Below are 25,511 nucleotides of genomic sequence, written 5' to 3' on the forward strand. Positions count from 1 at the left end.
GCTAGATCGCGCCGCCGAGCAGTGCGCCGATCGCCCACGTGACCGCGAGGGCGAGCGCGCCTCCCACCACCACTCGAGTGATCGCTCGCACGCGCGGGGCGCCGCCGATCCAGGCCGACAGCCAGCCGGTGATCGCCAGCGCGATGATGACGGCCACGAACGTGGTGACGATGCGCCACTCGGGAGGCGGGAGGAGGATCGCGAGCATCGGCAGGATCGCGCCGATCAGGAAGGCCGCCGCCGACGCCCACGCCGCGTGCCACGGGTTGACCACGTCCTCCTGGGAGATGTGGAGCTCGGCCTCGAGGTGTGCGGCGAGGGCATCGTGCGCGGTGAGCTCTTCCGCGACGCGTTCCGCCGTCTCGACCGAGAGGCCCTTGCCGCGATAGATCTCGACGAGCTCCTCGAGTTCCTGCTGCGGCATCGTCTCGAGCTCGGCCTTCTCCTTCGCGATGAGCGCGTGCTCGGTGTCGCGCTGGCTCGACACCGACACGTACTCGCCGAGGCCCATCGAGATGGCGCCGGCCGCGACCGACGCGGCGCCGGCGATCAGGATGGCTCCGACATCCGTCGTCGCGGCCGCGACGCCGACCACGAGCGCAGCGACCGACACGATGCCGTCGTTCGCTCCGAGCACTCCGGCGCGCAACCAGTTGAGCTTCTCGTGGACCTTGCCGTCGTGCGGATCGACGCGGTGGACCGGCTCGGCCGTGGCATCCGTCATTCGGGCAGTCTCGCACTCGATCGCGAGCCTCGCCAGCATGGTGAGGCTCACCTGCGCGAGCCCCGCGCCTCGGTCCGCCAGGTGCCGCGGGCCGCCGCCGGTTCGAGGCCGCGTCGGCGGCGGGGTACCATGGTCGCGGTTCGACTTATCTCGATATCGAGGTATCTTGACGTCGAGACTCTCACAGCCGGGCCTCCCATCCCACCCATCCCTGCGCGCGGGCGCGCGGAACGATTGGAAGCAGAGCGTGGATCTTTACGAGTACCAGGCGAGAGACCTCTTCGAGAAGTACGGAGTGCCGGTGCTCCCGGGCATCGTCGCCGACACCCCCGAGGCGGTGCGCGCCGCGTCCGAGCAGCTCGGCGGGGTCGTCGTGGTGAAGGCCCAGGTCAAGACCGGAGGCCGCGGCAAGGCCGGCGGCGTCAAGGTCGCGAAGACGCCCGATGAGGCCGAGGCCGCAGCCCGCGACATCCTGGGTCTCGACATCAAGGGCCACGTCGTCAAGCGCGTGATGGTCGCCGGCGGCGCCCGCATCGCGCAGGAGTTCTACTTCTCGGTGCTGCTCGACCGCGCCAACCGCTCGTACCTCACGCTCACGAGCGTCGAGGGCGGCATGGAGATCGAGCAGCTCGCCGTCGAGAAGCCCGAGGCGCTCGCGCGCATCGACGTCGACCCCGGCACCGGCATCACGCCCGACAAGGCTCGGGAGATCGCAGAGGCCGCGAACTTCCCGGCCGAGCTCGTCGACAAGGTCGCCGACGTCTTCGTGAAGCTCTACGACGTGTACACCTCGGAGGACGCCACGCTCGTCGAGGTCAACCCGCTCATCCTGTCGGAGGACGGCGAGATCATCGCCCTCGACGGCAAGGTCACGCTCGACGAGAACGCCGAGTTCCGCCACGCGGGCCACGCCCTCCTCGAGGACAAGGCCGCGACCGACCCGCTCGAGGCGAAGGCCAAGGAGCTCGACCTCAACTACGTCAAGCTCGACGGCGAGGTCGGCATCATCGGCAACGGCGCGGGCCTGGTCATGTCGACGCTCGATGTCGTCGCGTACGCCGGTGAGAACCACGGCGGCGTGAAGCCCGCCAACTTCCTCGACATCGGCGGCGGCGCGTCGGCCGAGGTCATGGCCAACGGCCTCTCGATCATCCTCGGCGACCCGCAGGTCAAGGCCGTGTTCGTGAACGTCTTCGGCGGCATCACCGCGTGCGACCAGGTCGCGAAGGGCATCGTCGGCGCGCTCGCCGAGCTCGGCCACACCGCCGACAAGCCGCTCGTCGTGCGCCTCGACGGCAACAACGTGGCGGAGGGCCGTCGCATCCTCGAGGAGGCCGCGCACCCGCTCGTCACCCTCGCCGAGAACATGGACCAGGGCGCCGACAAGGCCGCCGAGCTGGCGAACGCCGCGTAGAGAAGGATTCGAGAGCAATGACGATCTTCCTGAACAAGGACAACAAGGTCATCGTCCAGGGCATCACCGGCGGCGAGGGCTCGAAGCACACCGCCCGCATGCTCGCGGCGGGCACCCAGGTGGTCGGCGGCGTGAACGCCCGCAAGGCCGGCACGACCGTGCTGCACAAGGACAAGGACGGCAACGACGTCGAGCTGCCCGTATTCGCGTCGGTCACCGAGGCCATCGAGGCGACCGGTGCGGATGTCTCGATCGCGTTCGTGCCGCCGGCCTTCACGAAGGACGCCGTGGTCGAGGCCATCGACGCCGAGATCCCGCTGCTGGTCATCATCACCGAGGGCGTGCCCGTGCAGGACTCGGCCGAGTTCTGGGCGTACGCCAAGGAGCAGGGCGGCAAGACGCGCATCATCGGCCCGAACTGCCCCGGCATCATCAGCCCCGGAGAGTCGCTCGTCGGCATCACCCCGGCCAACATCACCGGCAAGGGCCCCATCGGCCTCGTCTCGAAGTCGGGCACGCTCACGTACCAGATGATGTACGAGCTGCGCGACCTCGGCTTCTCGACCGCGATCGGCATCGGCGGCGACCCCATCATCGGCACCACGCACATCGACGCCCTCGAGGCGTTCGAGGCCGACCCCGAGACCAAGGCGATCGTGATGATCGGCGAGATCGGCGGCGACGCCGAGGAGCGGGCTGCCGACTTCATCAAGGCCAACGTGACGAAGCCGGTCGTCGGCTACGTCGCCGGCTTCACCGCGCCCGAGGGCAAGACCATGGGCCACGCCGGCGCCATCGTGTCAGGCTCAGCCGGCACCGCGCAGGCGAAGAAGGAGGCCCTCGAGGCCGCCGGCGTGAAGGTCGGCAAGACGCCGTCCGAGACGGCGCGCCTGCTGCGCGAGGTGTATGAGGGGCTCAGCGCGTAGCGCGCCACGGCTCAGGGAAGGGCCCCGCCCGGCGATCGCCGGTGGGGCCCTTCGGTTTCAAGAAGTGATTCCTCCTCTTGGGATCACGGGTCGATCACGATGGTGCAGACCACGGTCCTCGGCTCGAGATCCGGGATCGTCACGAACGGGTCGTCGAGCTTGTCCGCGAGCGACACCGTGTCGGAGCCGTCGACGTCACACGAGATGCTCGAGAACGTGCCACCATCTACCTGCGAGTCGACGCTGACCGTGACGTCGGTCAACGGCGTGTTCGAGAACTCGACTGGATCTGCGGTGTCGCAATCGGTGTCCGCGATGACCGTGGCGGTCTGCTCGGAGTCGGTTGAGACGTACCCATCAGGGATGGACTCAGTGACGGTGTAGCTGCCCGCGTCGAGTCCTTCGAAGCAGATGAGGCCATCTGCGTCGGTCGTGCCGGTGAGATCCTCGGTCAGCAGCGTGCTGCTGACGGTGAAGTTCACGCCCTGCTGCGGGTGGTCACCCGGGCCGGATGCGGCGTGCTTCGCCGTCTTGGAGATCACCAGGGCACCACAGTTGTTGATGTTCGTCGGCGTCGGAGCGATGAAGTCCTTCATCGCCGCAGTGAACGAGTCGGACGACCGGCTCTTCAGGTAGGCGCTGCCGAACGCGACGCAGTCGTCGCCGGCGATGGCCGAGAAGTTGACCGTCGCTTCGCCGAACGTCCGCGCCGAGATCGCGCCGAGCCCGTCGGCCTCGCCTGCCAGGATCGGGCTGGTGTTGATCGATCCGGTCGCCAGTCCGGACGTGGTGAGGTTCACTCGATCACCCCAGCATGGGACCTTGTTCGCCGCCTCGCACTGGCTCGCTGAGCCCTCAGTCACCCACTCCGAGAGGAACAGCTCGGGATGCGTTCCACCGCTGGTCAGGTCGTACTGGATCAGCAGGTCGCCTTCGGAGCGGACCGGCGTCACGCCGTTGGACGTGAGGGTCTTCGACTTGTTGAACTCGAAGTCCATATTCGTCGTGCCCGTCGGGTCCTGGACGCGGTGCCAGAACAGGTGCAGGAAGTCGTCGCCCGTCGTCTCCTCGAGGTAGAGCCCGAAATTCTTGAGGTCGCTCTTGTTCGGCGGGATGCTTCCATCGACGACCGTCGGAACGGGGGTGTCCTCCTTCGAGCCCTGGCCGAAAGAGTCGTCGCCGGCGCCAGAGTCCTTGTCGGCCTGACGGACCTCGCTGACATTCGCCCAGTCGAGCGACGGCGGTGCCGTGTGGTCGACCTTGAGGTTTGCGTCGGCGTCGATTTCGAAGTTGCTGCCGGCCAGGCTGACGAGGCCATGGCTCGCGAATGCGGGTCCGCCGATCAGGGCCGAGCCCACGATCGCGGTGAAGCCGACGGCTGCGGCGGCGCGTAGACATCGCTTGCGGAACGCGATCCGCTCCTCGGGCGTGCGAGTTGTGGTGTGGGGCATCTTCGCCTCCGGGTTCGCAGTTTCATCCGGTCCGGGCGGGCCGGACGTTCCGCTGCGGGCGGTGGGCGGACTCGGGTGTCCGTCGACGGCGCGTCCGGGACGGGGGTAAGGACGTCTCCGGGCGTGCATCGCGCCGTAGTGGGTCTCACGCCGGTCCGAACGTTACTCCCGTCTTCGGAACGCCGAAACTGTCAATGAGAATTACTCATGTCCCCAGATCGGGTGACACATGCGGATGTCGTCGCATGCGGGAGGCCCCGCCGGCTGGCGCCGGCGGGACCTCCGCTTCCTTGCTGTGGATCAGTTCCTTTCGATCACGGGTCGATCACGAAGTCGCACGTGATGTTGCCCGGCTCGAGATCATTGAGGTCGAGGCTGATGTCATCCACCTGGTCGGTGATGCCGTCCTTCTCGATCACTCCATCAGGGTCACCGGTGACATAGCAGTCGATGCTCGAGAACGTGCCGCCCTCGACGAGGGAGTCGACGCTCACGGTGATCTTCGTCAGCGGCGTGTTGATGAACTCCTTCACCGCACCCGCGTTCGCGTTCTCGCAATCGGCCGCTTCCGTGACATTCGCAGTCTGCGTGCCCACCTCGGCATAGCCCTCAGGCACCGTCTCGGTGATCGTGTACAGATCAGCGAACGCGCTCACCAGCAGGCCGGTGGCACATGCGACGCCGTTCTCATCGGTCGTCACGGTGACGCCCGCATCCGGCAGCTCACCGCCGGTGATCACGAATTCGACGCCCTCGTGCGGGTGGTTCTCACCCAGGCCGTCGGCCGCGTGCTTGCGGAGCTTCGTAATCTCGATCGCACCGACCTCGCGCTCGTTGTGGAACGTGCACGTGATCGCCTCGCCGGCGCTGAGGGCGATGGCGGCCGGGTCGGAACCGTCGTCACACGTCGCGCTCACGAGGTTCCAGCTGTCCGGAACCGTCTCGGCCACGTCGTAGCTGCCGGGGTCGAGATCCGAGAACGTCCTCGAGACCGCTGCACCGGCAGTGATGGTCTCCAGCGTGAACGGCGATGGCGAGAGGGTGCCCGAGGTGAACTCGAACGACCCGGTGCCGCTGTCGGTGATCTTCTCGACGGTGATCGAGCCGGACGCACGGTTGGTGTAGGTGCACTCGAGAGTGTCATCGGCGTCATCGATGTCGAACGTCACGACGGCATCAGTGATGTCCGTGACCACTCCCTCCGAGCTCGCGTCGCAGTCGACGTCGACCAGCTCCCAGCCCGCAGGCAACGCGTCTTCCGTGACCGTGAGCCCTGTGCCGAACAGCACGTTGGAGTACGACTTCGTTTCGCCGTCCTTCAGCACGAACGTCGGATTGACTTCGCCCTCCAGCGTAGAGAACGCGGTCGAGTAGTCGAACGAGGTCACGGTGTCGCCACTCGGTTGCGTCACCTTGTGGATGATCACCTGACCGCCCGTCTGGTTGCCATACGTGCATTCAAGGGTGTCGCTGGCATCCTCGATGTCGAAGGTGACCGTTCCGGTCGTCTCGTCGATGACGAATTCGACGTCGTCGGTGCTCGCATCACAGTTGATGTCTTCGAGCGCCCAGCCTGGTGGCAGGTCGTCCTCCGTGATGGTGAGGTCGTCGCCGAGAAGGACATCATCGAACTGGATCGACTGGCCGTCTCCGAGCGTGAACGTCGGGTCCGAGGCGGCGAGCGTCGTGAACGCCTTCGTGAATCCGAACTGGAAGTCCTCGGGGTCGGTCGTCGGATCTGTGACCTTGTGCACGATCACCGTGCCACCGGTCTCGTTGTAATACGTGCAGTCGACAAAATCGCTGTTGTCGTCGAGATCGAACGTGATGGTTCCGGTTTCGACGTTCACCACCGGGTCGACGCCCTCGCTGTCACCGCAGTCGATGCTGTCGAGCTTCCAGCCTGCGGGTAGCTGACTGAGATCCTCGGTCACCGTCAGGCCAGTGCCGAGGAAGACCTCGTCGTATTGCTGGCTCTCCGTGTCCTTCAGGCTGAAGGTCGGGTTGTCGCCGTCGGGCGTCGAGAAGTTGCTCGTCTCGAAGGCGAACGACGATTCCGACGGATCGGGGCTGGGGTCCGTCACCTTGCGGATGACGACCTTCGCACACGTGTCGATGTCGGTGTCCAGTGGAGCGATGAAGTCCTTCATCGCCGCCGTGAAGGAGTCGGACGAGCGGCTCTTCAGGTAGGCGCTGCCGAATGACACGCATCCGCCGTCGCCGACGATGGCCGAGAAGTCGACCGAGGCCTCACCGAAGGTACGGGGCGAGATGGCGCCGAGCCCGTCGGCGTTGGCGGCGGTGATCGCCGTGGTGTTGATCGATCCGGTCGCGTCACCGAGACCGGACAGGTTCACCCGGTCGCCCCAGCACGGAGTGGCGTTGGCCGCCTCGCATAGGGACTTGTTTCCGGTCTCGACCCAGCGGGAGAGGAACAGCTGCGGGTTCGTCCCACCGTTGGCGAGGTCGTACTGGATGAGGAGGTCGCCGGCGGTACGTACAGGGGTCACGCCGTTCGACGACAGCACGTCGGACTGGTTGAACTCGAAGTCCATGTTCGTCGTACCGGACGGGTCCTGGACGCGATGCCAGAACATGTGCAGGAAGTCCTTGAGTTCCTCCACGTCGGGATCCGGGTCGACATCCACGGTCTCCAGGTAGGTGCCGAATGTCCTCAGGTCGCTCTTGTTCGGCGGAATGCTGCCGAACTCGGGCTGCGGGACCGGCGTGTCTTCCTTGGAACCCTGAGTGAACGAGTTGTCGCCAGCGCCGGACGGCAGGTCGAACTTGCGCTTCTCAGGGTTGTCGTCGTCAGTGGTGACATCAGGAAGATCGTTGGGAATCGAGGCCCAGTCCTCGGACGGAGCCGGATCGTTGCGAACGAGGTTCGCGTTGGTGTCGATCTCGAAGTTGCTGCCGGTGAGGCTCACCTCGGGATGGGTCGCCTGCGCGGGCGCTGCGACGAGGGCCGTCGCGGTGAGGCCGATGAAGCCGGCTGCCGCGGCGATCCGCAGACATCGCCGTCTGAACGATGCGCGTTCCTCGGGCGTTCGGGCAGGGGGTCGGGTTGTCAGGGGCATCTTCGCCTCCCGGTTCGCAGTTTCGTCCGGTCCGGGCGGGCCGAACGGTCCTCTGCGGGCGACGTGGCGGACTCGGGTGTCCGTCGTCGGCGCGTCCGGGGACGGGGGTAAGGACGTCTCCGGCCGTGCATCGCGCCGTAGTGGGTCTCACGCCGGTCCGAACGTTACCCCGGAGCGGTGCGCCGCCGATAGACCAACTGAGCGAAGCTCATCACCCCAGATAGGGGCACGTCCACCTCCGACGCGTGGCAGCATGAAGCCATGACCGAGCCCACGCGGACCGAGCGACGGAGTGCGAGCCACGTCCTCCGTGCGAGCTTCGTCACCGAGGAGTCCGTGTACGGCGTCATCCTGGTCTCGGGCATGATCGTCGTCGCCGGCGCCCACGGCGACAGCTCGTGGTCGACCTTCTGGACCGTGACGACGACCGTCCTCGTGTTCTGGGCGGCGCACCTGTACGCCGGCACGGTCGCGGCGCATGGCATGGACGATCACCGGATGGTCGGCCTCGGCGAGGCGTTCCGTCACGCCTTTCGGCGGTCGCTCGGAATGCTCACCGCCGCGCTGATCCCGTCGTTCATCCTGCTGCTCGGGGCGACGCGGGCCGTCCCCGACTCCGTGGCGCTCTGGACCGCGCTGTGGGTCTGCGTGGGCGTCCTCGCCGTACTCGGCTTCATCGCGTTCCGGCGCCGCGGCGCGAGCGTGCTGATGCAGGTCGTGGGCGCACTCGCGACGGCCGGCTTCGGCGTCGCGATGATCCTGCTCAAGGCGTTCGTGCACTGACCCACGCGCGCCTCGCGAAGCCCCGCCGCGACGCCATGGGACCATCGTCCCCGCCGCAGTTCCCGGGGCGCCGCTAGCGTCAGCCGCGGATGCGTCCGACGACCGGAGGAGTGCGCCATGTCCGATCCGACCAGCTCCGAGCTCGACCTGCGCGCACGCATCGCCGCGCTCGAGGCCGAGAACGCGACGCTTCGCGAGGCGACCGGTGCGACGGATGGCGCGACCGCCGGCCCCGCGACATCCGCCGCCGCACCGCGCCCCCGGCGCCGTCGCGGCCGCACGATCGCGGCCGTCGCGCTCGTCATCATCGGCCTGCTGCTCGCTCCCGTCGCTGTCGTGAGCGCGTGGGCGCGACTGCAGCTCGTCGACACCGACCGGTTCGTCGCGACCTTCGCCCCGCTCGCGGAGGATCCCGACGTCCAGGCGCTCATCTCCGCCCAGGTGACGGATGCCATCGAGGAGCGCGTGGACATCCCCGGCCTCACGAAGGACGTGTTCGACGGCATCCGCAGCCTGGACCTGCCGCCACGCGCCGAGGATGCGCTGGGCCTGCTCGAGGCGCCGGCCGCGCAGGGCCTCGAGACCCTCGTCGGCAACGTCGTCGACCGGATCGTGACGTCGGACGCCTTCGAGGAGATCTGGCGGACGGCGCTCACCGCGAGTCACCGGCAGTTCGTCGCCGCCATCCAGGGCGACCCCGACGCCGCACTCGCGATCAGCGATTCCGGCGCCCTGAGCATACAGCTCGGCCCCATCATCGAGCGCGTCAAGGAGCGGCTCCAGGAGCGTGGCCTCGGGTTCGCCTCCGCCATCCCGGCCATCGACAAGAGCATCGTGATCGCGCAGGCCGACTCGCTCGTGCTGCTCCAGACGGTCTACACGCTCGCCGTCGCGGTCGGCACGTGGCTGCCGTTCATCGTGCTGCTGCTGCTCGTCGCGGGTGTCCTGGTCGCGAAGCGGCGCAGCGCGGCGTTGGTGTGGACCGCGGGCGGCCTCGCGCTCACGATGCTGATCACACTCGCCGGCTTCGGCACCGGGCGGCTCTTCTTCGTCAGTACGGTGAGCCCGTCGATCATGCCGGCGGCGACCGCGAGGTCGATCTGGGACCAGCTCGTCGAGCTCATGATCTCGTCGATCGCCGCGCTGACCGTACTGGCGATCGCAGTCGCACTCATCGCGTGGCTGTCGAGTCCGTGGCGGCCGGCGCGTGCGGTCCGGTCGTTCGCCGACGACGGCTTCGGAGCCGTGCGGAGCAGCGCGGAGGCGCACGGCATCACCACGGGCCGGTTCGGCGAGGCGCTGCACCAGTACCGCGTGGCGATCTTCGCGGCGATCGCGGTCATCGCAGCCCTCGTCCTCATCGCCAACCGTCCGCTCGAGGTGTCGACGGTGGTCTGGACGGTCGTACTCGCCCTCGTGGCGGTGCTCCTCGTCGAGCTGCTCAGCCGGCCCCCGGCCGACTCCGGCGTGCCGGCTGCGGTCGACGGTGACGGCGCGGCCGACGAGGTCGTCCCAGCGGGCACCGCGACGGCGGAGACCGGGGCGACCACCGACGAGGTCGACGACGCGCTCCATCGCATCGACACCGCACGTCCTGCCGGCTGATCACCGCGCGGCGCGTACAGTCGTGTGGGATGAGACGCACGACGATCGCCCTGCTGGCTGCGCTCGAGGCGGCCGTCTGCACGCTCGTCGGCTACGGCATCGCGCTCGTGCCGCTCATGGTGCTCTGGGCGACGCGGTTCGAACTCGCCGCACCCCTGGACGTGTTCTTCCGCGCGGCCGCCGACGCCTGGCTGGTCGGCCACGGCGTCGACCTGGTCGTGCGGCTCGACGAGCTCACTGCGGCATCCCTCGGGGTCGACGGCGCCGCTGCGCCGTTCACGATCACCATCGCGCTGCTCGGCTTCTCCCTCCTCACTTTCGCTTTCGGGCTCCGCATCGGCCGCCGCGCGTCCGACAGCGGAACGCCGATCGTCGGCGCGGCATCGGCGATCGTGGTCGTCGGCCTGCTGGGTGCGGGACTGGCGCTCCTGGGCACCACGGATGTCGCGACGCCCGTCGTCTGGCAGGGCGCCGTGATGCCCGCGCTCGTCATGGCCGCGGGGGTCCTGATCGGCATCGCGATCGCCTTCACGCGCGGCGGCTGGTCGACGGATGCCACGACCGGCGCCGTCCGCCGGCGGGTCGATGCCTTCCCGCTGGCCGCCCGCGCGGGCGTCCGTTCCGCCACCCGCATCGGCGTCGGCTCGGCGATGGGCGTGATCGCCGTCGCGGCCGTGCTCGTGACCGTGCGGATCGTGGTCGAGCACCCCACCATCATCGGGCTGTCGCAGGCACTGGCCGCCGGCGTCGACGGCGGCATCGCGATCGTGCTCGCCGAGCTCGCGCTGCTGCCGAACCTCATCATCTGGGCGGCGGCCTGGATCCTGGGTCCGGGATTCGCGCTCGGCGCCGGCACCACCGTGTCGCCGAGCGTCACGCTCATCGGCCCCGTGCCCGGCCTGCCGCTGCTCGGTGCGCTGCCGGCCGAGGGCGCACCGCTCGGCGTGCTCTGGCTTGCGCTGCCCGTGCTGCTCGGATTCGGCGGCGCCGCCCTCGTCGCGCGATCGGCCCCCGATCGCGACGGGGAGCCGTGGTGGGTGACCTTGGCCGTCGGGCTGGCATCCGGCGGGGTCGCGGGTGCCGTCCTCGGGGTCCTCGCGGCGTGCTCGGCTGGCGCCGTCGGGCCGGGGCGGCTCGCCGAGGTCGGACCGGATGCCCTCCTCGTGGCCGCGTCGGCGGCGGCGAGCGTCGGCGTCGGGGCGATCGCCGGCGCCTTCGCGGCGCGGTCGCGCTCGCGGCACGGCGCGGCCGAGGCCGGCGGATCGCCGCTGCGGTCCGATCCGGATGACGCGGAGCGTCGAACCGAGCGGGCGTCCGGCGCCATGTCGGCGGACACCGTGCCGCTCGAGGGAATCTCGCGCGGCGGCGGCCCAAGCCGTTGACGCACCCGCTCGCGCTCGCATGAGCGGCCGATCCCGTGTCATCCGCTCGACCGCGCGGCGGGTACCCTCGTAGGGTGCTGAAGCTCGTCGTGCTCATCTCGGGCACGGGATCGAACCTCCGCGCGCTGCTCGAGGCGTCGGAGGACGCCGAGTTCCCTGCGCGGGTCGTCGCCATCGGCGCCGACCGCGAGGCGGAGGGCCTGGCGCTCGGCGAGCAGTTCGGTATCCCGTCCTTCACCGTGCCGTTCACGGCCTACGACTCGCGCGAGGCGTGGGGCGAGGCGCTCATCGAGCAGGTGCGCCGGTGGGAGCCCGACCTCGTCATCCTGTCGGGGCTCATGCGGCTCGTGCCGCCGGCCATGGTCGACGCGTTCAGTCCGCACCTCATCAACACGCACCCCGCGTACCTCCCCGAGTTCCCGGGTGCGCACGGCGTGCGCGACGCGCTCGCCGCCGGCGTCACCGAGACCGGCGCGAGCCTCATCGTGGTCGACAACTCCGTCGACGGCGGCCCGATCATCGCGCAGGAGCGGATCCCCGTGCTGCCCGGTGACACCGAGACCACCCTCCACGATCGCATCAAGCCCGTCGAGCGACGCCTGCTGATCCAGGCCGTGCTCGACATCGCCAACTCCCACCTCGACCTGAAGGAGCTGAGCCGATCATGAGCGGCCCCGGCATCGACCCGAGCCTCTACCGCGACCGCGACGTGGTCCCCGTGCGGCGGGCGCTCATCGCCGTGAGCGACAAGACCGGGCTCGTCGAGCTCGCGTCCGCACTGGTCGAGACCGGCGTCGAGATCGTCTCCACCGGCGGCACCTCGAAGGCGATCGCCGATGCGGGCCTGCCCGTCACGCAGGTCGCCGACGTCACCGGCTACCCCGAGCACCTCGATGGCCGCGTCCGCACGCTGCACCCCGGCGTCCACTCGGGCCTGCTCGCCGACCTGCGGCTCGAGCACCACGAGCGCGAGCTCGCCGGGCTCGCGATCAAGCCGTTCGAGCTCGTCGTCGTGAACCTCTACCCGTTCGTCGAGACGGTCGCGTCGGGTGCCGCACCCGACCAGGTCGTCGAGCAGATCGACATCGGCGGGCCCGCCATGGTGCGCGCCTCGGCGAAGAACCACGCCAACGTGGCCGTCGTCGTCTCGCCCGACCGCTACGACGAGATCGTCTCGGCCGTGCGCGCGGGTGGCACCACGCTCGCGCAGCGTCGCGACCTCGCGCGCGAGGCGTTCCGCCACACGGCCACGTACGACATCGCCGTCGCGTCCTGGATCGGCAACGTGGTGGCTCCCGACCAGGCCGTCGAGGTGTCGCCGTTCCCGAGCTGGGTCGGCGGCGCGTGGACCCGCGACGCCGACCTCCGCTACGGCGAGAACTCGCACCAGAAGGCGGCGCGCTACTCCTCGGTCGGCGGGCGCCCCGGCATCGCGCAGGCCGAGCAGCTGCACGGCAAGGAGATGTCGTACAACAACTACGTCGACGCGGATGCCGCGGTGCGGGCCGCATACGACTTCGATGCGCCGGCCGTCGCGATCATCAAGCACGCCAACCCGTGCGGCATCGCCGTCGCCTCAGCCGGCGCCGCCGACCCGATCGCCGACGCGCACCGTCGCGCGCACGAGTGCGACCCCGTCTCGGCGTTCGGCGGCGTGATCGCCGCGAACCGCCCGGTCACGCGCGAGATGGCCGAGACCGTCGCCGGCATCTTCACCGAGGTGCTCGTCGCGCCCGACTTCGAGCCCGACGCCATCGAGGTGCTCACCCAGAAGAAGAACATGCGCCTGCTGCGCCTGCCCGACGGGTTCACGCCGACCGCCGTCGAGATCCGCCAGGTGTCCGGCGGGCTCCTCATGCAGCAGGCCGACCGCTCGTTCGCGCCCGCCGCCGACTGGACCCTCGCGGCCGGCGAACCGGCCGACGAGGCGACCCTCGCCGACCTCGAGTTCGCCTGGCGCGCGTGCCGCGCCGTCAAGTCGAACGCGATCCTCCTGGCGACGGATGGCGCATCCGTGGGCGTCGGGATGGGCCAGGTCAATCGCGTCGACTCGTGCAAGCTCGCGGTCGAGCGGGCCGGCGATCGCGCTGCCGGATCGGTCGCGGCATCCGACGCGTTCTTCCCCTTCGCCGACGGCCTGCAGATCCTGCTCGACGCCGGCCTGAAGGCCGTCGTGCAGCCCGGCGGCTCGGTGCGCGACGAGGAAGTGGTCGCCGCGGCGAAGGCCGCCGGCGTCACCATGTACTTCACCGGGGAGCGGCACTTCTTCCACTAGCCGCGGCGGTACGCTGGAGGTGAGGGCGCCCACGAAGCGCCTGCACAGCCGCGCCCACAAGGCGATGAACAAGGAGAACGATCGATGACGATCATGGACGCCCCCGTCCCGACCCCTGCCCACGAAGTCCACGCCGCACTGCCCGTCGACGCTCCCGACCACGAGCGCGTGCTCATCACGCGCGGTCCGCGCTCCGGGCTCACCATCATCGTCGCCGTGCACAGCACCGCACTCGGCCAGGCCCTCGGCGGTGCCCGCGTCTGGCACTACGAGCACTGGACCGACGCGCTCGCCGACGCGCTCCGACTCTCGCAGGCGATGACCCTGAAGAACGCCGCGGCCGGCCTCGCGCGCGGCGGCGGCAAGTCCGTCGTCTGCATCCCGGCCGGCGAGACGCTCGACGAGGCGCGCCGCCACGATGCGATGCTCGACCTCGGCGACGCCGTCGAGTCGCTCGGCGGCGCCTACATGACCGCTGAAGACGTCGGCACGAGCGCCGAGCTCATGTCGGTCGTGCACGAGCGCACCGAGCACGTCTGCGGCCTGCCCGCCGAGCAGGGCGGCGTGGGCGAGCCCGCCGACGCCACAGCGGCCGGCGTGCACGCCGGCATCCTCGCCACGCTCGACCACGTCTTCGGCTCCCGCGACGTCTCCGGGCGCCACTTCGTGATCTCGGGCCTCGGCCAGGTCGGCGGTCGCCTCGCCCGCACGCTCGCCGCCGGCGGCGCCCGCCTCACCGTGACGGATGTCGCGACCGCGAAGCGCGCGCTGGCCGACGAGCTCGGCGCCGAGTGGGTCGAGCCCGCCGACGCGCACCGCGTCGAGGCCGACGTCTTCGTGCCGTGCGGCCTCGGCGGCGTGCTCACCCCTGAGGTCGTCGAGCAGCTGCGCGTGCGCGCCGTGGTCGGCGCCGCGAACAACCAGCTCGCCGAGCGCGACGTGGCCCGCATGCTGCGCCAGCGCGGCATCGTCTGGGTGCCCGACTTCGTGGTGAACGCGGGCGGCGTCGTCTACCTCGACCTCGCCTCGGCGCCCGGCATCGGACAGGACGAGCTCGATCGCCGCATCGCGGGCATCGGCGACGTCGTGGCGGCGGTGCTCCGCGACGCCGACACCGCGGGCGTCACGACGCTCGAGGCCGCCGAGCGGCTCGCGCAGACGCGTCTGGCCGCCGCGCGCTGACCGTTCCTCCGGGCGGTGCCGGCCGACGCCGGCGCCGTCCGGACGGGTGCGTCCGGGCCGATAGGCTCATGCGCATGACGCCCCCCGCGACTCGTCCTCCCGCCCTGCCCGATCGCACCCACGCACAGGCGTCCGTGGCCCGGCGCACGGTGGCGGCGATCGCGTCGGCGGCGGTCGTCGCGCTCGTGGCGTTCGGGGCCGGCGTGCTCGCGACCTTCATCGCGCGGGAGCAGAACCCCGCCATCCTCGCCTCGGCGCTGCCGTACTTCGCGCTGGCGGCCGTCGTCCTCTGGGCGCTGCTCTGCGTCGCCAACGCCGCCGGCGCGCTGCGCGCGTGGTTCCTCGCGCTTCCCGTCGGCGTCACGTCGGCCCTGCTCGCGACGCTCCTCGCGGGAACCGTGAACGTGCTCTCCTCCGGCGTGCTCATCACCGCGCAGGTGTTCTCGCTGCTGATCGCCACCCTCGTCGGCGTCAACCTCGTCTTCATCATCGCGGCCGTGCTGGCCGAGGTGTTCCTGGCGCCGCGCGTGAGCCGGGCGGTGCTGCTGCACCGCCAGAAGCGCGGCGTGACGCGCCACGTCGCCCTGGTCCGCATCCCCGCGTCGAACCTCGACGAGGCGCAGCTCACGCACATCGAACGCCGCCCGGTCGACCAGGCCAAGGCCGACGCCCAGTGGGACGACTACTGCGCCGCGCTCGTGGCCGAGGGGTGGGACACCGTCGAGGTCGACGCCGCGCCCGACCTGCCCGACTCGGTGTTCATCGAGGACATGGTCGTGTTCTTCGGCGACCTCGCCGTCGTCGCGAACCCCGGCGCCGAGTCGCGCAGCGCAGAGGTCGAGGCGGTCGAGCGGGCGGTGCGCGCCATGGCCGGCGTCTCCGTGGCGTCCATCTCCGCCCCCGGAACGCTCGACGGCGGCGACGTGCTCAAGGTCGGCGACACCGTCTACGTCGGCGCGTCGAGCCGCACCAACTCCGAGGGCATCCGCCAGCTCCGCGCCATCCTCGTGCCCCGCGGCTACACCGTCGTGGCGGTTCCCGTGACCCGGGCACTGCACCTCAAGAGCTCGGTCACCGCGCTGCCCGACGGCACCGTCATCGGCCACCCCGATCTCGTCGACACGCCGAGCCTGTTCACGCGGTTCCTGCCCGTCCCCGAGATCGAGGGGGTCGCGGTCGTCGTGCTCTCCGACGAGACGCTGCTCATGTCGGCCTCGGCGCCGCAGACGGCCGAACTGCTCTCCGGACTCGGCTACCGGGTCGTGACGGTCGACATCAGCGAGTTCGAGAAGCTCGAGGGCTGCGTCACCTGCCTGTCCGTCCGCGTGCGCTGACGCCGCGGTTCGACGGCGGCCCCGAGCGAAGCGGATGCCGCAATCCGCTCTTGCGCGCCACTCTGCCGACCCCGTACTCTGAAGGGCTGGCCTCCCGGGGAACCATCCGGTCGGCCGAGGTGTTCGCGACCACGACGACGCAGGAGGACGACATGCTGACCACCGAGATTCCCGCCCGCACGGTCGCGGCGTTCGGTCCGTTCGTCCCGTCGTACGTCGCCCCCGCCACGGTCTCCGCCGCTTAGCCGCCGAGATCGTCCCGCCGGCGGGATGCCGGCACCTCTCCGCAGACGTCCATCGGGCTCTGCACCATTCGCTCGTGCGCGATCGTACAAGCTCCCGCGTTTCCATCCGACGAGGTCGCATCGACGTGACCCGTCGCGCTTTCCGGAAGGACCCGGCGTGACCGCCATCCACCCGTCCCATCCACCGCATGAGCAGCGCATCGGCACGGTGCGCGCCCTCTGGCGCCTTCGCGAGTACGTCGGTCCGGCGATGCCCGCGATCGTGGCGAGCACGGCCGCGTACCTCGTCGCGCAGCTGATCGCGCTCGCGATCCCGCAGGTGCTCGAGTCGATCGTCGACGGCCCGCTCGCCGATGGCGACCGCAGCGCGGTCGTGCCGTTGTCGCTGCTCGTGCTCGCACTCGGGGTCGGCGAGGCGGCCATGTTCGCGCTGCGGCGCTGGCTCGTGCTCACGCCGACCACGCGCGTCGAGGCGCGCATGCGCAACGCGCTGTACGCCAAGCTTCAGGATCTCCCGGTGAGCTTCCACGACCGGTGGCCGAGCGGCCAGCTGCTCTCGCGCGCCGTGAGCGACCTCAGCCTCGTCCGGCGGTGGCTCGCGTTCGGCTTCGTGCTGCTGGTGGGCAACTTCCTCGTGATCATCGTCGGCGCGGTCATCCTCATCTCGATGAGCTGGGTGCTCGGCCTCGTGTTCCTCGTGTGCTCGGTGCCGCTGTGGATCGTCGGCTACCGCTTCGAGGGCCGCTACTCCGAGGTCTCCCGCCGCAGCCAGGACCAGTCGGGCGACCTCGCCACGGCGGTCGAGGAGTCGGTGCACGGCATCCGCGTGCTCAAGGCGTTCGGGCGCGGCAAGCACGCGCTCACGTCGTTCCGGGCTCGGGCCGAGCAGCTGCGCTCCACCGAGATCGAGAAGGCGCGGCTCGACGCGAACATCTGGGTCTGGATCCTGCTGGTCCCGACCGTCGCGCTCGCGATCTGCCTCGTGGTCGGCGTGTGGCTCGCCTCGCAGGGCGAGCTCTCGGTGGGCCAGCTCGTCGCGTTCTTCGCGACCGCGGCGGTGCTCGCCTGGCCGATCGAGTCGATCGGCTTCCTGCTCGCGTTCTCGCTCGACGCGCGCACGGCGACCGACCGGTTCTTCGACATCCTCGACAGCGAGAACACCGTGACCGACCCGGATCGCCCCGTCGCCGTCGAGCGGCCGAGCGGCGAGCTCGCGTTCAACGACGTGCACTTCCGCTACCAGGATTCGCCCGACCGCTTCGCCGACCTGCTCGACGGGGTCGATCTCGTGCTCCGGCCCGGCGAGACGATGGCGCTCGTCGGCCTGACGGGCTCGGGCAAGACCACGATGACGGCGCTCACGACGCGGCTCTACGACGTGACGGGCGGCTCGGTGACCCTCGACGGCGTCGACGTCCGGGCGCTGAGCCGTGAGGAGCTCCGCCGCCACGTGGCCATGGCGTTCGAGGACGCGACGCTGTTCTCGGCGTCGGTGCGCGAGAACGTGCTGCTCGGTCGTCCCGAGCTGACGGGCGACGCGGCATCCGACCCGGATGTCGCGGCCGAGGCCGAACGCGTCCTCGACGAGGCACTTCGCATCGCCCAGGCCGGGTTCGCGTACCGCCTGCCCGACGGCGTCGACACGAAGGTCGGCGAAGAGGGCATGAGCCTCTCGGGCGGCCAGCGACAGCGCCTCGCGCTCGCTCGCGCGGTCGCCGCGAATCCCGCGGTGCTCGTGCTCGACGACCCGTTGTCGGCGCTCGACGTGGCCACCGAGGCCAAGGTCGAGGCCGAGCTGCGCACGGTCCTCGCCGACACGACCGCGCTGATCGTGGCGCACCGGCCGTCGACGGTCATGCTCGCCGACCGGGTCGCGCTGCTCGAGCACGGCCGGATCACGGCGGTCGGAACCCACTCGGAGCTCCTCCGCGAGTCCGAGCACTACCGGTTCGTCATCTCGAGCCTCGAGGACGAGCAGCGCCGCGCCCGGGTCGAGGAATCCGACCTGATCGACGACGACGAACTGATGCAGGCGGCCGACGCCGCCGCGAATGCGGACGACCGGAAGGAGGCGATCCGATGAGCACCGTGACCGGCGTGCAGGGCGAGGAGCGCCATGAGTACACCAAGGCGGAGTCCCGCTGGCTCCGGGCGCGCAGCCTGCGCCTGCTGGGCTCGCTGCTGCGTCCGCTTCGGCCGCAGCTGTGGCTCACGCTGGCCATCGTGCTGGTGTCCACGGGCGCGCAGGTCGCCGGTCCGGCGATCATCGCCTACGGCATCGACCGCGGTCTGCCGGCGCTGCTGCAGCAGGACTGGCTGCCGGTCGGCCTGGCCGGTGTCGCGTACCTGCTGACCGGCACGGTCGGCGCCTTCCTCATCGCGTGGTACATCCGGTTGGCCGCGCGCGTGAGCCAGGCGGTGCTCATCGACCTGCGGACGCGCGTGTTCCTCCACACGCAGAAGCTGTCGTTGGAGTTCCACGAGTCGTACACGTCGGGACGCATCATCTCGCGGCAGACGAGCGACCTCGACGCGATCCGCGAGCTGCTCGACGAGGGCATCAACCAGCTCGTCCGCGGCGTGCTCTACATGGTGTTCACGGCGATCGCGCTCGTGTGGCTCGACTGGCTGTCGGGCCTCGTGCTCGTCGCGACGCTCGTGCCGCTCGCGCTGCTCACCCGGTGGTTCCAGATGCGGTCGCAGCGGCTCTTCCGGCGCTCGCGCGTGGCCAGCGCGACGCTCATCGTGCAGTTCGTCGAGACCATGACGGGCATCCGCGCGGTGCAGGCGTTCCGCAAGGAGCGTCGCAACGAGCGCGAGTTCGGCGCGCTCACCGAGGAATACCGCGACGTCAACGCGCGCGTCCTCGGCCTCTTCGCGGTCTACAACCCGTCGCTCGCACTCATCGGCAACGTCGCGGTCGCGGCGGTGCTGTTGATCGGCGGATTCCGCGTCGTCGACGGCGCGCTCGAGGTGGGCGTGCTGCTCGCCGCGGTGCTCTACACGAAGCGCTTCTTCGACCCGATGGAGGAGCTCGCGATGTTCTACAACTCCTACCAGTCGGCCGCGTCGGCCCTCGAGAAGATCTCGGGCGTGCTCGAGGAGCAGCCGAGCGTGCCCGACCCGACCGAGCCGGTCGACCTCTGGACGGCGGACGGGCACGTGCGCTTCGAGGGCGTCGAGTTCGCCTACACCCGCGATCGGATCGTGCTGCCGCGGTTCGACCTCGACGTGCCCGCGGGCCAGACCATCGCGCTCGTGGGCTCGACCGGCGCCGGCAAGTCCACGCTCGCCAAGCTCATCGCCCGGTTCTACGACCCGAGTGACGGCGTGGTCGAGCTCGACGGCGTCGACCTGCGCCGGCTCCACCCGAAGGACCTGCGCCGCGCGATCGTCATGGTCACGCAGGAGGCGTACCTCTTCTCGGGGTCGGTCGCCGACAACATCGCGCTCGGCAAGCCCGATGCCACGCCCGACGAGATCGTCGCGGCCGCGAAGGCGGTGGGGGCGCACGAGTTCATCGAGGGCCTCCCCGACGGGTACGACACCGACGTGAACAAGCGGGGCGGTCGCGTCTCGGCGGGTCAGCGCCAGCTGATCTCGTTCGCGCGCGCGTTCCTGGCCGACCCCTCGGTGCTGATCCTCGACGAGGCGACGTCGTCGCTCGACATCCCGAGCGAGCGGATGGTGCAGGAGGGCCTGCAGACCCTGCTGGCCGACCGCACGGCGGTGATCATCGCGCACCGCCTCTCGACGGTCGCGATCGCCGACCGCGTGCTCGTCATGGAGCACGGGCGCATCGTCGAGGACGGCTCGCCGGCCGAGCTCATCGCCGGAACGGGTCGCTTCGCGGCCCTGCACGCGGCCTGGCGCGACTCGCTGGTGTGAGCGGCGGCGGATGGCGCGGGCTCGCGCTCGCGCCATCCGCTCGCTCACCGTTTCAGGAACACGGAAGCTACTCAGGACGCATCGCCGGATCGCGTCCTGAGGAGCTTCCGTGTTCCTGAAACGGACAGGTGCCGTCAGCCGTGCGGCAGGACCACCACCGGCGTCGGCGCGACGCCGGTGATCCCCGTCGTTGCGGCCCAGGTGTAGGCGCCCATCATGGGGGAGACGAGCAGGTCGCCGTCGGCCAGCGGCGGCAGCGGCGTGCGACGTGCGATCACGTCGACGCGGTCGCACGTCGGCCCGGCGAGCGTGACGGGCACGCGCGTCCGCGTGAGGATGCGGCGGGTCGCGCGTTCGGCGGCGTCGTCGCCGAGCGGCTGCACGCCGAGCTCCGCGGCGGCGAAGAGCAGCGCATTCACGTCCTCAGCGGGGATGTTCGAGTACGCGCCGCGCAGGCCCTGGTCGAGATAGTGCCAGCGGCCGTCGGGTCGATCGTTCGTGCCGATCACCCGGGTGACGAGCGTCATCGCGGGAGCGGCGACGAATCGGCCGGGTTCGACGATGACGCGCACGTTCGACGGCACGGCGGCAAGGGCCGAGCGGATGCCGCGGGCGATCTCAGCGAACGGCGGGACGGGCTCGTCGTACGCGACCGGGAACCCGCCGCCGATGTCGAGCATGTCGAAGCGCAGGTCGTGACGGGCCTCGAGGTCGTGCATGAGCCGCAGCGCCGCGGCGATCGCGCGGCGCCATGGCTCGGCCGAGGTCGTCTGGCTGCCGACGTGGAACGTGAAGCCGCGCACGGGCAGGCGCGAGGCGATGCAGCGCTCGACGAGCGCGGGCGCATCCTCGGGCGTCACGCCGAACTTCGGGGAGGGGTCCGACTTCACACCGGGGTTCGGGAACGAGAGCCGGATGAGCACGCCCAGGTCGTCGCTCTTGAGGCCGGCGAACTTGCCGATCTCCGACGGGCTGTCGATGACGAAGGTGCGGATGCCGCGAAGGTACGCGCCGGTGATGTCGGCGACCGTCTTCACGGGATGCGTGTGGAGGCATCCCTCGACCGCGATGCCCTGCCGCTCGAGCAGGTCGAGCTCGCCGCGCGAGGCCACGGCGAACGATGCGCCGAACGCATGCACGGCGCGCAGCACCGCCGGGTGGGGCAGCGCGGACGTGGCGAAGTGGATGGCGACGTGCGGCAGCGCACCGCGCAGCCGCAGCAGCTGGGTCGTGATCCGGTCGGTGTCGAGCAGGAACAGCGGCGAGCCGTGCTCGCGGACGAGTTCGGCGAGGTGCACGCGGGACGTATACGCGGCGAGTTCGCGACGCACGCGCTCACGGTGCGGCGGCAGCTCGGGCAGCGCGCCCGTCGCGAGACGGAACCGGCGGCGGTCGGTCCTGCGCGGACGCGCCGGTGCCGGGACGGCCGTCCGGTCGAGGGGGAGCGGGTGCACGATGCTCATGGGACTGCGGCTTCCGAGCGGGGCGCGGGTTGCGCCTGAATGAGGATGCCCAGAGCCTCGCAGGGCGGCGTGCGGCGCGGATCGGGGCAGTCACCCGAATACGGTCGGTGCGGTCACTCGAATCCGATCGGTGGGAGCCCTGATCGGCCGGAAGCCGCGGCCGGACGGGTGCGGATCAGTCCAGCGGCGCGCGCTCCACGCGGTCGTCGGCCTCGGGGATGCGCCGCACCAGGTCGGGCATCCACCAGACCACGTTGGCCCACGCCACGATGAACGCGGCGGCCGCGATGACGTCGGCCAGCAGGTCGGCGATGCCGATCGTGAAGAAGTCGGTGGCGAGCCAGTGCGCGCCGGCTCCGACGGCGACGGAGGCCACGGTCACCGTGATCCAATCGACGCCCCTCGTCGCCGCGACCTGCGCGGCCGTCCGGCCGATGCGCAGCCAGCCGACGGTGAGCGTGATGGTCACGGCCGCCGCGCCGACGGCGAGCACCAGGAGATTCCAGCGCTCCTCGGGCGCCAGCCACGGCGGCAGGTCGCCGACGAGGTCCCACGCGAGCTGGACAAGGGGCAGGACCCCGCCGAGCAGGCCGAACACGACGACCATCGCGATGGTGCGACGGTCGCGTCCCGGAACGGGCGTGCGACGTGCCGACGACGCCAGCCGCTTGGCGATCGCGCCGAGCACGGCCGTGACCCCGACGCAGAGCACGATGAGCAGGAAGTTGCTCTGCAGCAGGGCGATCACGAGCGGCACGACGCTGGCCGTCGCGACGCCCGCCATCACGTAGGCCCGCTTGCGGGCGACGATGCGCGCGGCCTCGGCGACCCCGCCGAGCTCACCGCCGATCGCCTCCGCGACGCGGCGCCAGTGCCGCTGCGTCGAGATCACGCCGGCCCAGATCGCGACGATCGCGCCCGCGCCGACCAGGCTGAGCCCGACCAGCCAGCCGACCTCGGGCAGTTCGACGGGCTCCCACGTCAGCGGCCACGCCACGGCGGCGACGAACGCCGCGACGAGCGCGAGCCGGGGTGGATCGAACACGGCCGGCACCGCGACCAGGAGCGGGCGCACCAGGGCGAGCAGGGCCTGGGCGATCCACCACATCCCCTTGCCGACGGGCTGGACGATGACCCGGTCGATGAGGCGCACCGTGCGCGAGGCGATCGCGAAGCGGTATGCGGGTGCGAGGTCGAGGATCGTGTCGGTTCCGGCGCGGAGCCGCTCGCGACGCGTTCGCGGGGCGCGTGCTGTCGCGCCATCCGCCGCAGCCGCACCCGCGACCGCAGCGGGCCCGGGGGCGGGTGTCACCGGCTCGAGCGGTGACAGGCCTTCGGCCGCGACGGCCGGGTCGTCGGACTCGGCGAGCACGGCGTCCTGCAGGCGGCGCACCGCGACATCCGTCATCACCGCCTCGGGTTCGAGCGCCGTGAAGAACCGGGCGATGCCCGCGGCGGCGTCGAGCCGGCCCCACCACCAGTCGTTGACCCGCCACGCTCGCGCGAGGAAGCCGAGGAAGTTGCCGAAGCCGTACCCGGCGAGCTTCGACTGGCGGTCGAGCGCGACGTGCTCGGACGCGCGCCGCACCTCGGCCGCGGCCCTCGCCGGCGTGATGCCCGGGGTGCGCAGCACTCGACCGAGGATCCCGTACCAGCGGTCGCGCGCGAGCGAGCGGAAGCCGCCCGGGTCGGCGGGTGCCTCGTCGACGCCGATCGCCCAGTACCGCACGTGCGACAGGGCGGCGGGGATGCCCGCCGAGTGGTACAGCGGCGGCAGGTCGGCGGCCGCCAGGGCGGTGGTCGCGCCGAGCGGGCGCCACGCCGATCCGAGCCACGCCGGCGTCAGTTGGCGCCGACCGGCTTCGGCCTCCTGTTCGACGCGCGCGGTGAGGAGCCTCAGCCGCGCGACGGCGGTGTCGAGCTGGCTCCAGATCTCGGGCGCCTTGATGCGAGCGGATGCCGCGAGCCACGTCGTGACCCACGCGTCGAAGTCGGCGCCGGTCGGGTCGGCGTCGCGCGCCGCCGCCTCGTCGGTGAGCTCGAGCACGCGCGCCGTGAGCTGGTCACGCCAGCGGATCGCCTGGGTCAGGGCGCCGTAGGCCGCCTCGCGCACCTCGGTGAGCGCGAGCCCGCGGCGCGAGCCCCGCTCGGCCGGCAGCGCCTCGAGCGCGCGGGCCCAGGCCAGCACGCAGTTCGCGGCATCCGCGAGGGCCAGCGGCGATCGGGAGACCGCCGTCGTCTCGGCGACCCTGAGCGACCCGAAGCGCTCGCTCGCGACGGCGGCGAGGCCCGTCAGTCGGATCCGGGGGATCGGCCGGTAGCGCCGCCGTCCGGGGAGCGACGACGTGAGCTGCCAGAGGCTCGGTGCCGACACCGTGGCGGCGAGGTGCTCGGCGAGGTCGGTGCCGAGGGCGCGCACGTACGCGCGCCGCCGCTCGTGGATGGCGTCGTGCGACCAGGACGCCGCGGCGATGAGCGGGGCCGCGCTGTCGAGGCGCGCGGCGGCGACCTCGCGTTCGGCGTTGAAGCGCTCGAGCTCGGCGACCTCGCGCGCGACCGACTCGCGGCGGAACTGCCGCGACACCATCGCGCCGATCGCGCGGAAGAAGCGCGACGCGTTCGGGTCCCACTCCGTGGCGCCGCCGACGGGCGGGTCGGGTTCGGGGTCGAGGAACAGCATGACCCGGTCGGCGCGTCGATCGGACACCCGCGAGCGGGCCGAGCGGAGCGCGCGCTCGATCGGGACGTTGTCGAACACCGCGCCGTCGACGATGCGGTACGGCGTCCCGGGCTCGTCGCGGTGCGCGGCGAAGGCGAACCGCATGCCGCGCGCCTCGGCGTCCTGCGGCTCACCGGCCGCGCCCGTCGTCGAGTCGATCTGCGCGGGCTCGAAGCCGCCCGGCAGCGACGACGTCGACCGGGCCGCGAGCGCGAGCCGCGAGAGGCTGGCGTGGTCGTCGCTCAGCCGGGTCTCGTCGAGGTCGTCGAGCCGTCGCGGGATGCGGTTGTCGAGCAGGTGCTCGTCGCTGCCGACGAAGTGGAAGTGGCCGCGCCCCTCGTTCGCATCCTCCTCGAACTCGTCGCGCGCGTCGATGACGGTCGCCGAGAGGTCGACGCCCGTGTACGGCGAGACGAGGTCGGGATGCCGGTCGGTCGTGTCGTAGATGTCGCGGAGCGCCGTGAGCGTCTGGGCGCGGAAGTAGTCCTCGCCCTGCATGAGCGCGAGGATCCCGCGCGCCCCGGGCGGGTGCAGCAGTCCCCAGAAACCGCCGACGCGCCCCCAGACGCGCAGGAGCCCGTCGAGGCCGGTGCCGGCGCGCTGGGCGACCGCGTACACGACCGCGTTCAGGCCGCCCGCGCTCGCGCCCGCGAGGAGGTCGAACTCGACTCGGTCGTAGCCCGCCGCGTCGAGGAACTCGGCGTACGCCTGCAGGCGGGCGAGGACCGGCGGCGTCAGCGGCCGCTCGGCCGTCTCGGGCACGAGCGCGAGGGTCTCGTCGCCGACGTCGTGGAGCCGGATGCGGCGCAGGAGGTCGAGCTCGGCGACGGCGCCTCCGATCCACACCGCGAGGCTCACGCCGCCGCGCATGGCGAGTGCCACGCGCAGGGTCCGGTTGAACGAGGGCGTGGCGCCCGGATGGCGCGCGGCGACCTCCTCGACCCGCTCGCCCGGGCGCACGACCACCACGCGCACGCGGCGCGTCGAGGTGGTGACGGGGCCTTCGGACGAGACCTCGACGGCATCGGGCAGGACCATGG

16 protein-coding genes are annotated in these 25,511 nt (G+C 71.0%); 11 read left to right on the plus strand and 5 right to left on the minus strand.

Annotated features, from left to right (window positions below):
- Position 1 precedes the first annotated feature (1 nt).
- Entirely contained in the window at positions 2–724 is a 723-nt protein-coding gene (locus tag BLT99_RS01360) for a VIT1/CCC1 transporter family protein (protein ID WP_092668658.1), read from the minus strand.
- Between the two features lie 247 nt (positions 725–971).
- Here BLT99_RS01360 and sucC point away from each other — a divergent pair, with 247 nt between their 5' ends.
- Complete coding sequence (sucC, locus tag BLT99_RS01365) at positions 972–2,138, plus strand: ADP-forming succinate--CoA ligase subunit beta (RefSeq protein WP_092668660.1); 1,167 nt, start codon at positions 972–974, stop codon at positions 2,136–2,138.
- A 17-nt stretch (positions 2,139–2,155) separates the two neighbouring features.
- Positions 2,156–3,064: a succinate--CoA ligase subunit alpha gene (gene sucD / locus BLT99_RS01370; protein ID WP_092668662.1), complete on the plus strand. Its 909-nt coding sequence runs from the start codon at positions 2,156–2,158 to the stop codon at positions 3,062–3,064.
- 83 nt (positions 3,065–3,147) lie between these two features.
- On the opposite strand, the gene BLT99_RS01375 is transcribed toward sucD, so the two are convergent.
- Both BLT99_RS01375 and BLT99_RS01380 read right to left on the minus strand, forming a co-directional pair.
- A complete protein-coding gene (locus BLT99_RS01375) occupies positions 3,148–4,515 on the minus strand; it encodes a prealbumin-like fold domain-containing protein (RefSeq protein ID WP_092668664.1) in 1,368 nt (455 codons plus the stop codon).
- Positions 4,516–4,829: 314 nt separating this feature from the next.
- The gene (locus BLT99_RS01380) at positions 4,830–7,595 is read right to left on the minus strand and encodes a prealbumin-like fold domain-containing protein (RefSeq protein WP_092668666.1); all 2,766 of its coding nucleotides are present in this window, start codon (positions 7,593–7,595) and stop codon (positions 4,830–4,832) included.
- A 261-nt stretch (positions 7,596–7,856) separates the two neighbouring features.
- Between BLT99_RS01380 and BLT99_RS01385 the strand changes: the two genes are divergently transcribed.
- The 9 genes from BLT99_RS01385 (at position 7,857) to BLT99_RS01425 (ending at position 20,289) form a co-directional block, all read left to right on the plus strand.
- Positions 7,857–8,378 (plus strand): hypothetical protein, encoded by a 522-nt coding sequence (locus BLT99_RS01385; RefSeq protein WP_092668668.1) that lies wholly within the window; start codon positions 7,857–7,859, stop codon positions 8,376–8,378.
- A 117-nt stretch (positions 8,379–8,495) separates the two neighbouring features.
- The gene (locus BLT99_RS01390; protein ID WP_188434421.1) at positions 8,496–9,983 is read left to right on the plus strand and encodes a hypothetical protein; all 1,488 of its coding nucleotides are present in this window, start codon (positions 8,496–8,498) and stop codon (positions 9,981–9,983) included.
- Between the two features lie 29 nt (positions 9,984–10,012).
- Positions 10,013–11,365: a cell division protein PerM gene (locus BLT99_RS01395; RefSeq protein ID WP_092668670.1), complete on the plus strand. Its 1,353-nt coding sequence runs from the start codon at positions 10,013–10,015 to the stop codon at positions 11,363–11,365.
- 74 nt (positions 11,366–11,439) lie between these two features.
- Complete coding sequence (purN, locus tag BLT99_RS01400; protein ID WP_092668672.1) at positions 11,440–12,033, plus strand: phosphoribosylglycinamide formyltransferase; 594 nt, start codon at positions 11,440–11,442, stop codon at positions 12,031–12,033.
- Positions 12,030–13,640, plus strand: coding sequence for a bifunctional phosphoribosylaminoimidazolecarboxamide formyltransferase/IMP cyclohydrolase (gene purH, locus BLT99_RS01405; RefSeq protein ID WP_092668674.1), 1,611 nt, complete (start codon positions 12,030–12,032; stop codon positions 13,638–13,640). The genes purN and purH overlap by 4 nt, the downstream gene beginning before the upstream one ends.
- Positions 13,641–13,724: 84 nt before the next feature.
- Positions 13,725–14,822 (plus strand): Glu/Leu/Phe/Val dehydrogenase family protein, encoded by a 1,098-nt coding sequence (locus BLT99_RS01410; protein ID WP_371874252.1) that lies wholly within the window; start codon positions 13,725–13,727, stop codon positions 14,820–14,822.
- A 74-nt stretch (positions 14,823–14,896) separates the two neighbouring features.
- Positions 14,897–16,156: a dimethylargininase gene (ddaH, locus tag BLT99_RS18150; RefSeq protein WP_092675399.1), complete on the plus strand. Its 1,260-nt coding sequence runs from the start codon at positions 14,897–14,899 to the stop codon at positions 16,154–16,156.
- Positions 16,157–16,651: 495 nt separating this feature from the next.
- Positions 16,652–18,484: an ABC transporter ATP-binding protein gene (locus BLT99_RS01420; RefSeq protein ID WP_092675402.1), complete on the plus strand. Its 1,833-nt coding sequence runs from the start codon at positions 16,652–16,654 to the stop codon at positions 18,482–18,484.
- Complete coding sequence (locus tag BLT99_RS01425) at positions 18,481–20,289, plus strand: ABC transporter ATP-binding protein (RefSeq protein ID WP_092668676.1); 1,809 nt, start codon at positions 18,481–18,483, stop codon at positions 20,287–20,289. Before BLT99_RS01420 ends, BLT99_RS01425 begins: the two co-directional genes overlap by 4 nt.
- Before the next feature lie 134 nt (positions 20,290–20,423).
- Here BLT99_RS01425 and BLT99_RS01430 read toward each other — a convergent pair whose 3' ends face one another.
- Positions 20,424–21,752 carry a type III PLP-dependent enzyme domain-containing protein gene (locus tag BLT99_RS01430; RefSeq protein WP_092668678.1) on the minus strand — a complete coding sequence of 443 codons (1,329 nt, stop codon included), beginning with the start codon at positions 21,750–21,752 and terminating at the stop codon, positions 20,424–20,426.
- A gap of 175 nt (positions 21,753–21,927) precedes the next feature.
- Entirely contained in the window at positions 21,928–25,509 is a 3,582-nt protein-coding gene (locus BLT99_RS01435; RefSeq protein WP_166670944.1) for a DUF3376 domain-containing protein, read from the minus strand.
- Positions 25,510–25,511: the final 2 nt, after the last annotated feature.

This window comes from Agromyces flavus (assembly GCF_900104685.1).
In the GTDB taxonomy this organism is placed as follows: Bacteria; Actinomycetota; Actinomycetes; order Actinomycetales; family Microbacteriaceae; genus Agromyces; species Agromyces flavus.

What these genes read in the sequence shown, in the direction of transcription:
- BLT99_RS01390 (WP_188434421.1), top strand. Translation starts at nt 8,496, where the DNA reads ATGTCCGATCCGACCAGCTCCGAGCTCGACCTGCGCGCACGCATCGCC.
- BLT99_RS01395 (WP_092668670.1), top strand. Translation starts at nt 10,013, where the DNA reads ATGAGACGCACGACGATCGCCCTGCTGGCTGCGCTCGAGGCGGCCGTC.
- purH (WP_092668674.1), top strand. Translation starts at nt 12,030, where the DNA reads ATGAGCGGCCCCGGCATCGACCCGAGCCTCTACCGCGACCGCGACGTG.
- BLT99_RS01425 (WP_092668676.1), top strand. Translation starts at nt 18,481, where the DNA reads ATGAGCACCGTGACCGGCGTGCAGGGCGAGGAGCGCCATGAGTACACC.
- BLT99_RS01360 (WP_092668658.1), bottom strand. Translation starts at nt 724, where the DNA reads ATGACGGATGCCACGGCCGAGCCGGTCCACCGCGTCGATCCGCACGAC.
- BLT99_RS01435 (WP_166670944.1), bottom strand. Translation starts at nt 25,509, where the DNA reads ATGGTCCTGCCCGATGCCGTCGAGGTCTCGTCCGAAGGCCCCGTCACC.
- BLT99_RS01430 (WP_092668678.1), bottom strand. Translation starts at nt 21,752, where the DNA reads ATGAGCATCGTGCACCCGCTCCCCCTCGACCGGACGGCCGTCCCGGCA.
- BLT99_RS01420 (WP_092675402.1), top strand. Translation starts at nt 16,652, where the DNA reads ATGCCCGCGATCGTGGCGAGCACGGCCGCGTACCTCGTCGCGCAGCTG.
- BLT99_RS01410 (WP_371874252.1), top strand. Translation starts at nt 13,725, where the DNA reads ATGACGATCATGGACGCCCCCGTCCCGACCCCTGCCCACGAAGTCCAC.
- BLT99_RS01385 (WP_092668668.1), top strand. Translation starts at nt 7,857, where the DNA reads ATGACCGAGCCCACGCGGACCGAGCGACGGAGTGCGAGCCACGTCCTC.
- BLT99_RS01375 (WP_092668664.1), bottom strand. Translation starts at nt 4,515, where the DNA reads ATGCCCCACACCACAACTCGCACGCCCGAGGAGCGGATCGCGTTCCGC.
- ddaH (WP_092675399.1), top strand. Translation starts at nt 14,897, where the DNA reads ATGACGCCCCCCGCGACTCGTCCTCCCGCCCTGCCCGATCGCACCCAC.
- BLT99_RS01380 (WP_092668666.1), bottom strand. Translation starts at nt 7,595, where the DNA reads ATGCCCCTGACAACCCGACCCCCTGCCCGAACGCCCGAGGAACGCGCA.
- sucD (WP_092668662.1), top strand. Translation starts at nt 2,156, where the DNA reads ATGACGATCTTCCTGAACAAGGACAACAAGGTCATCGTCCAGGGCATC.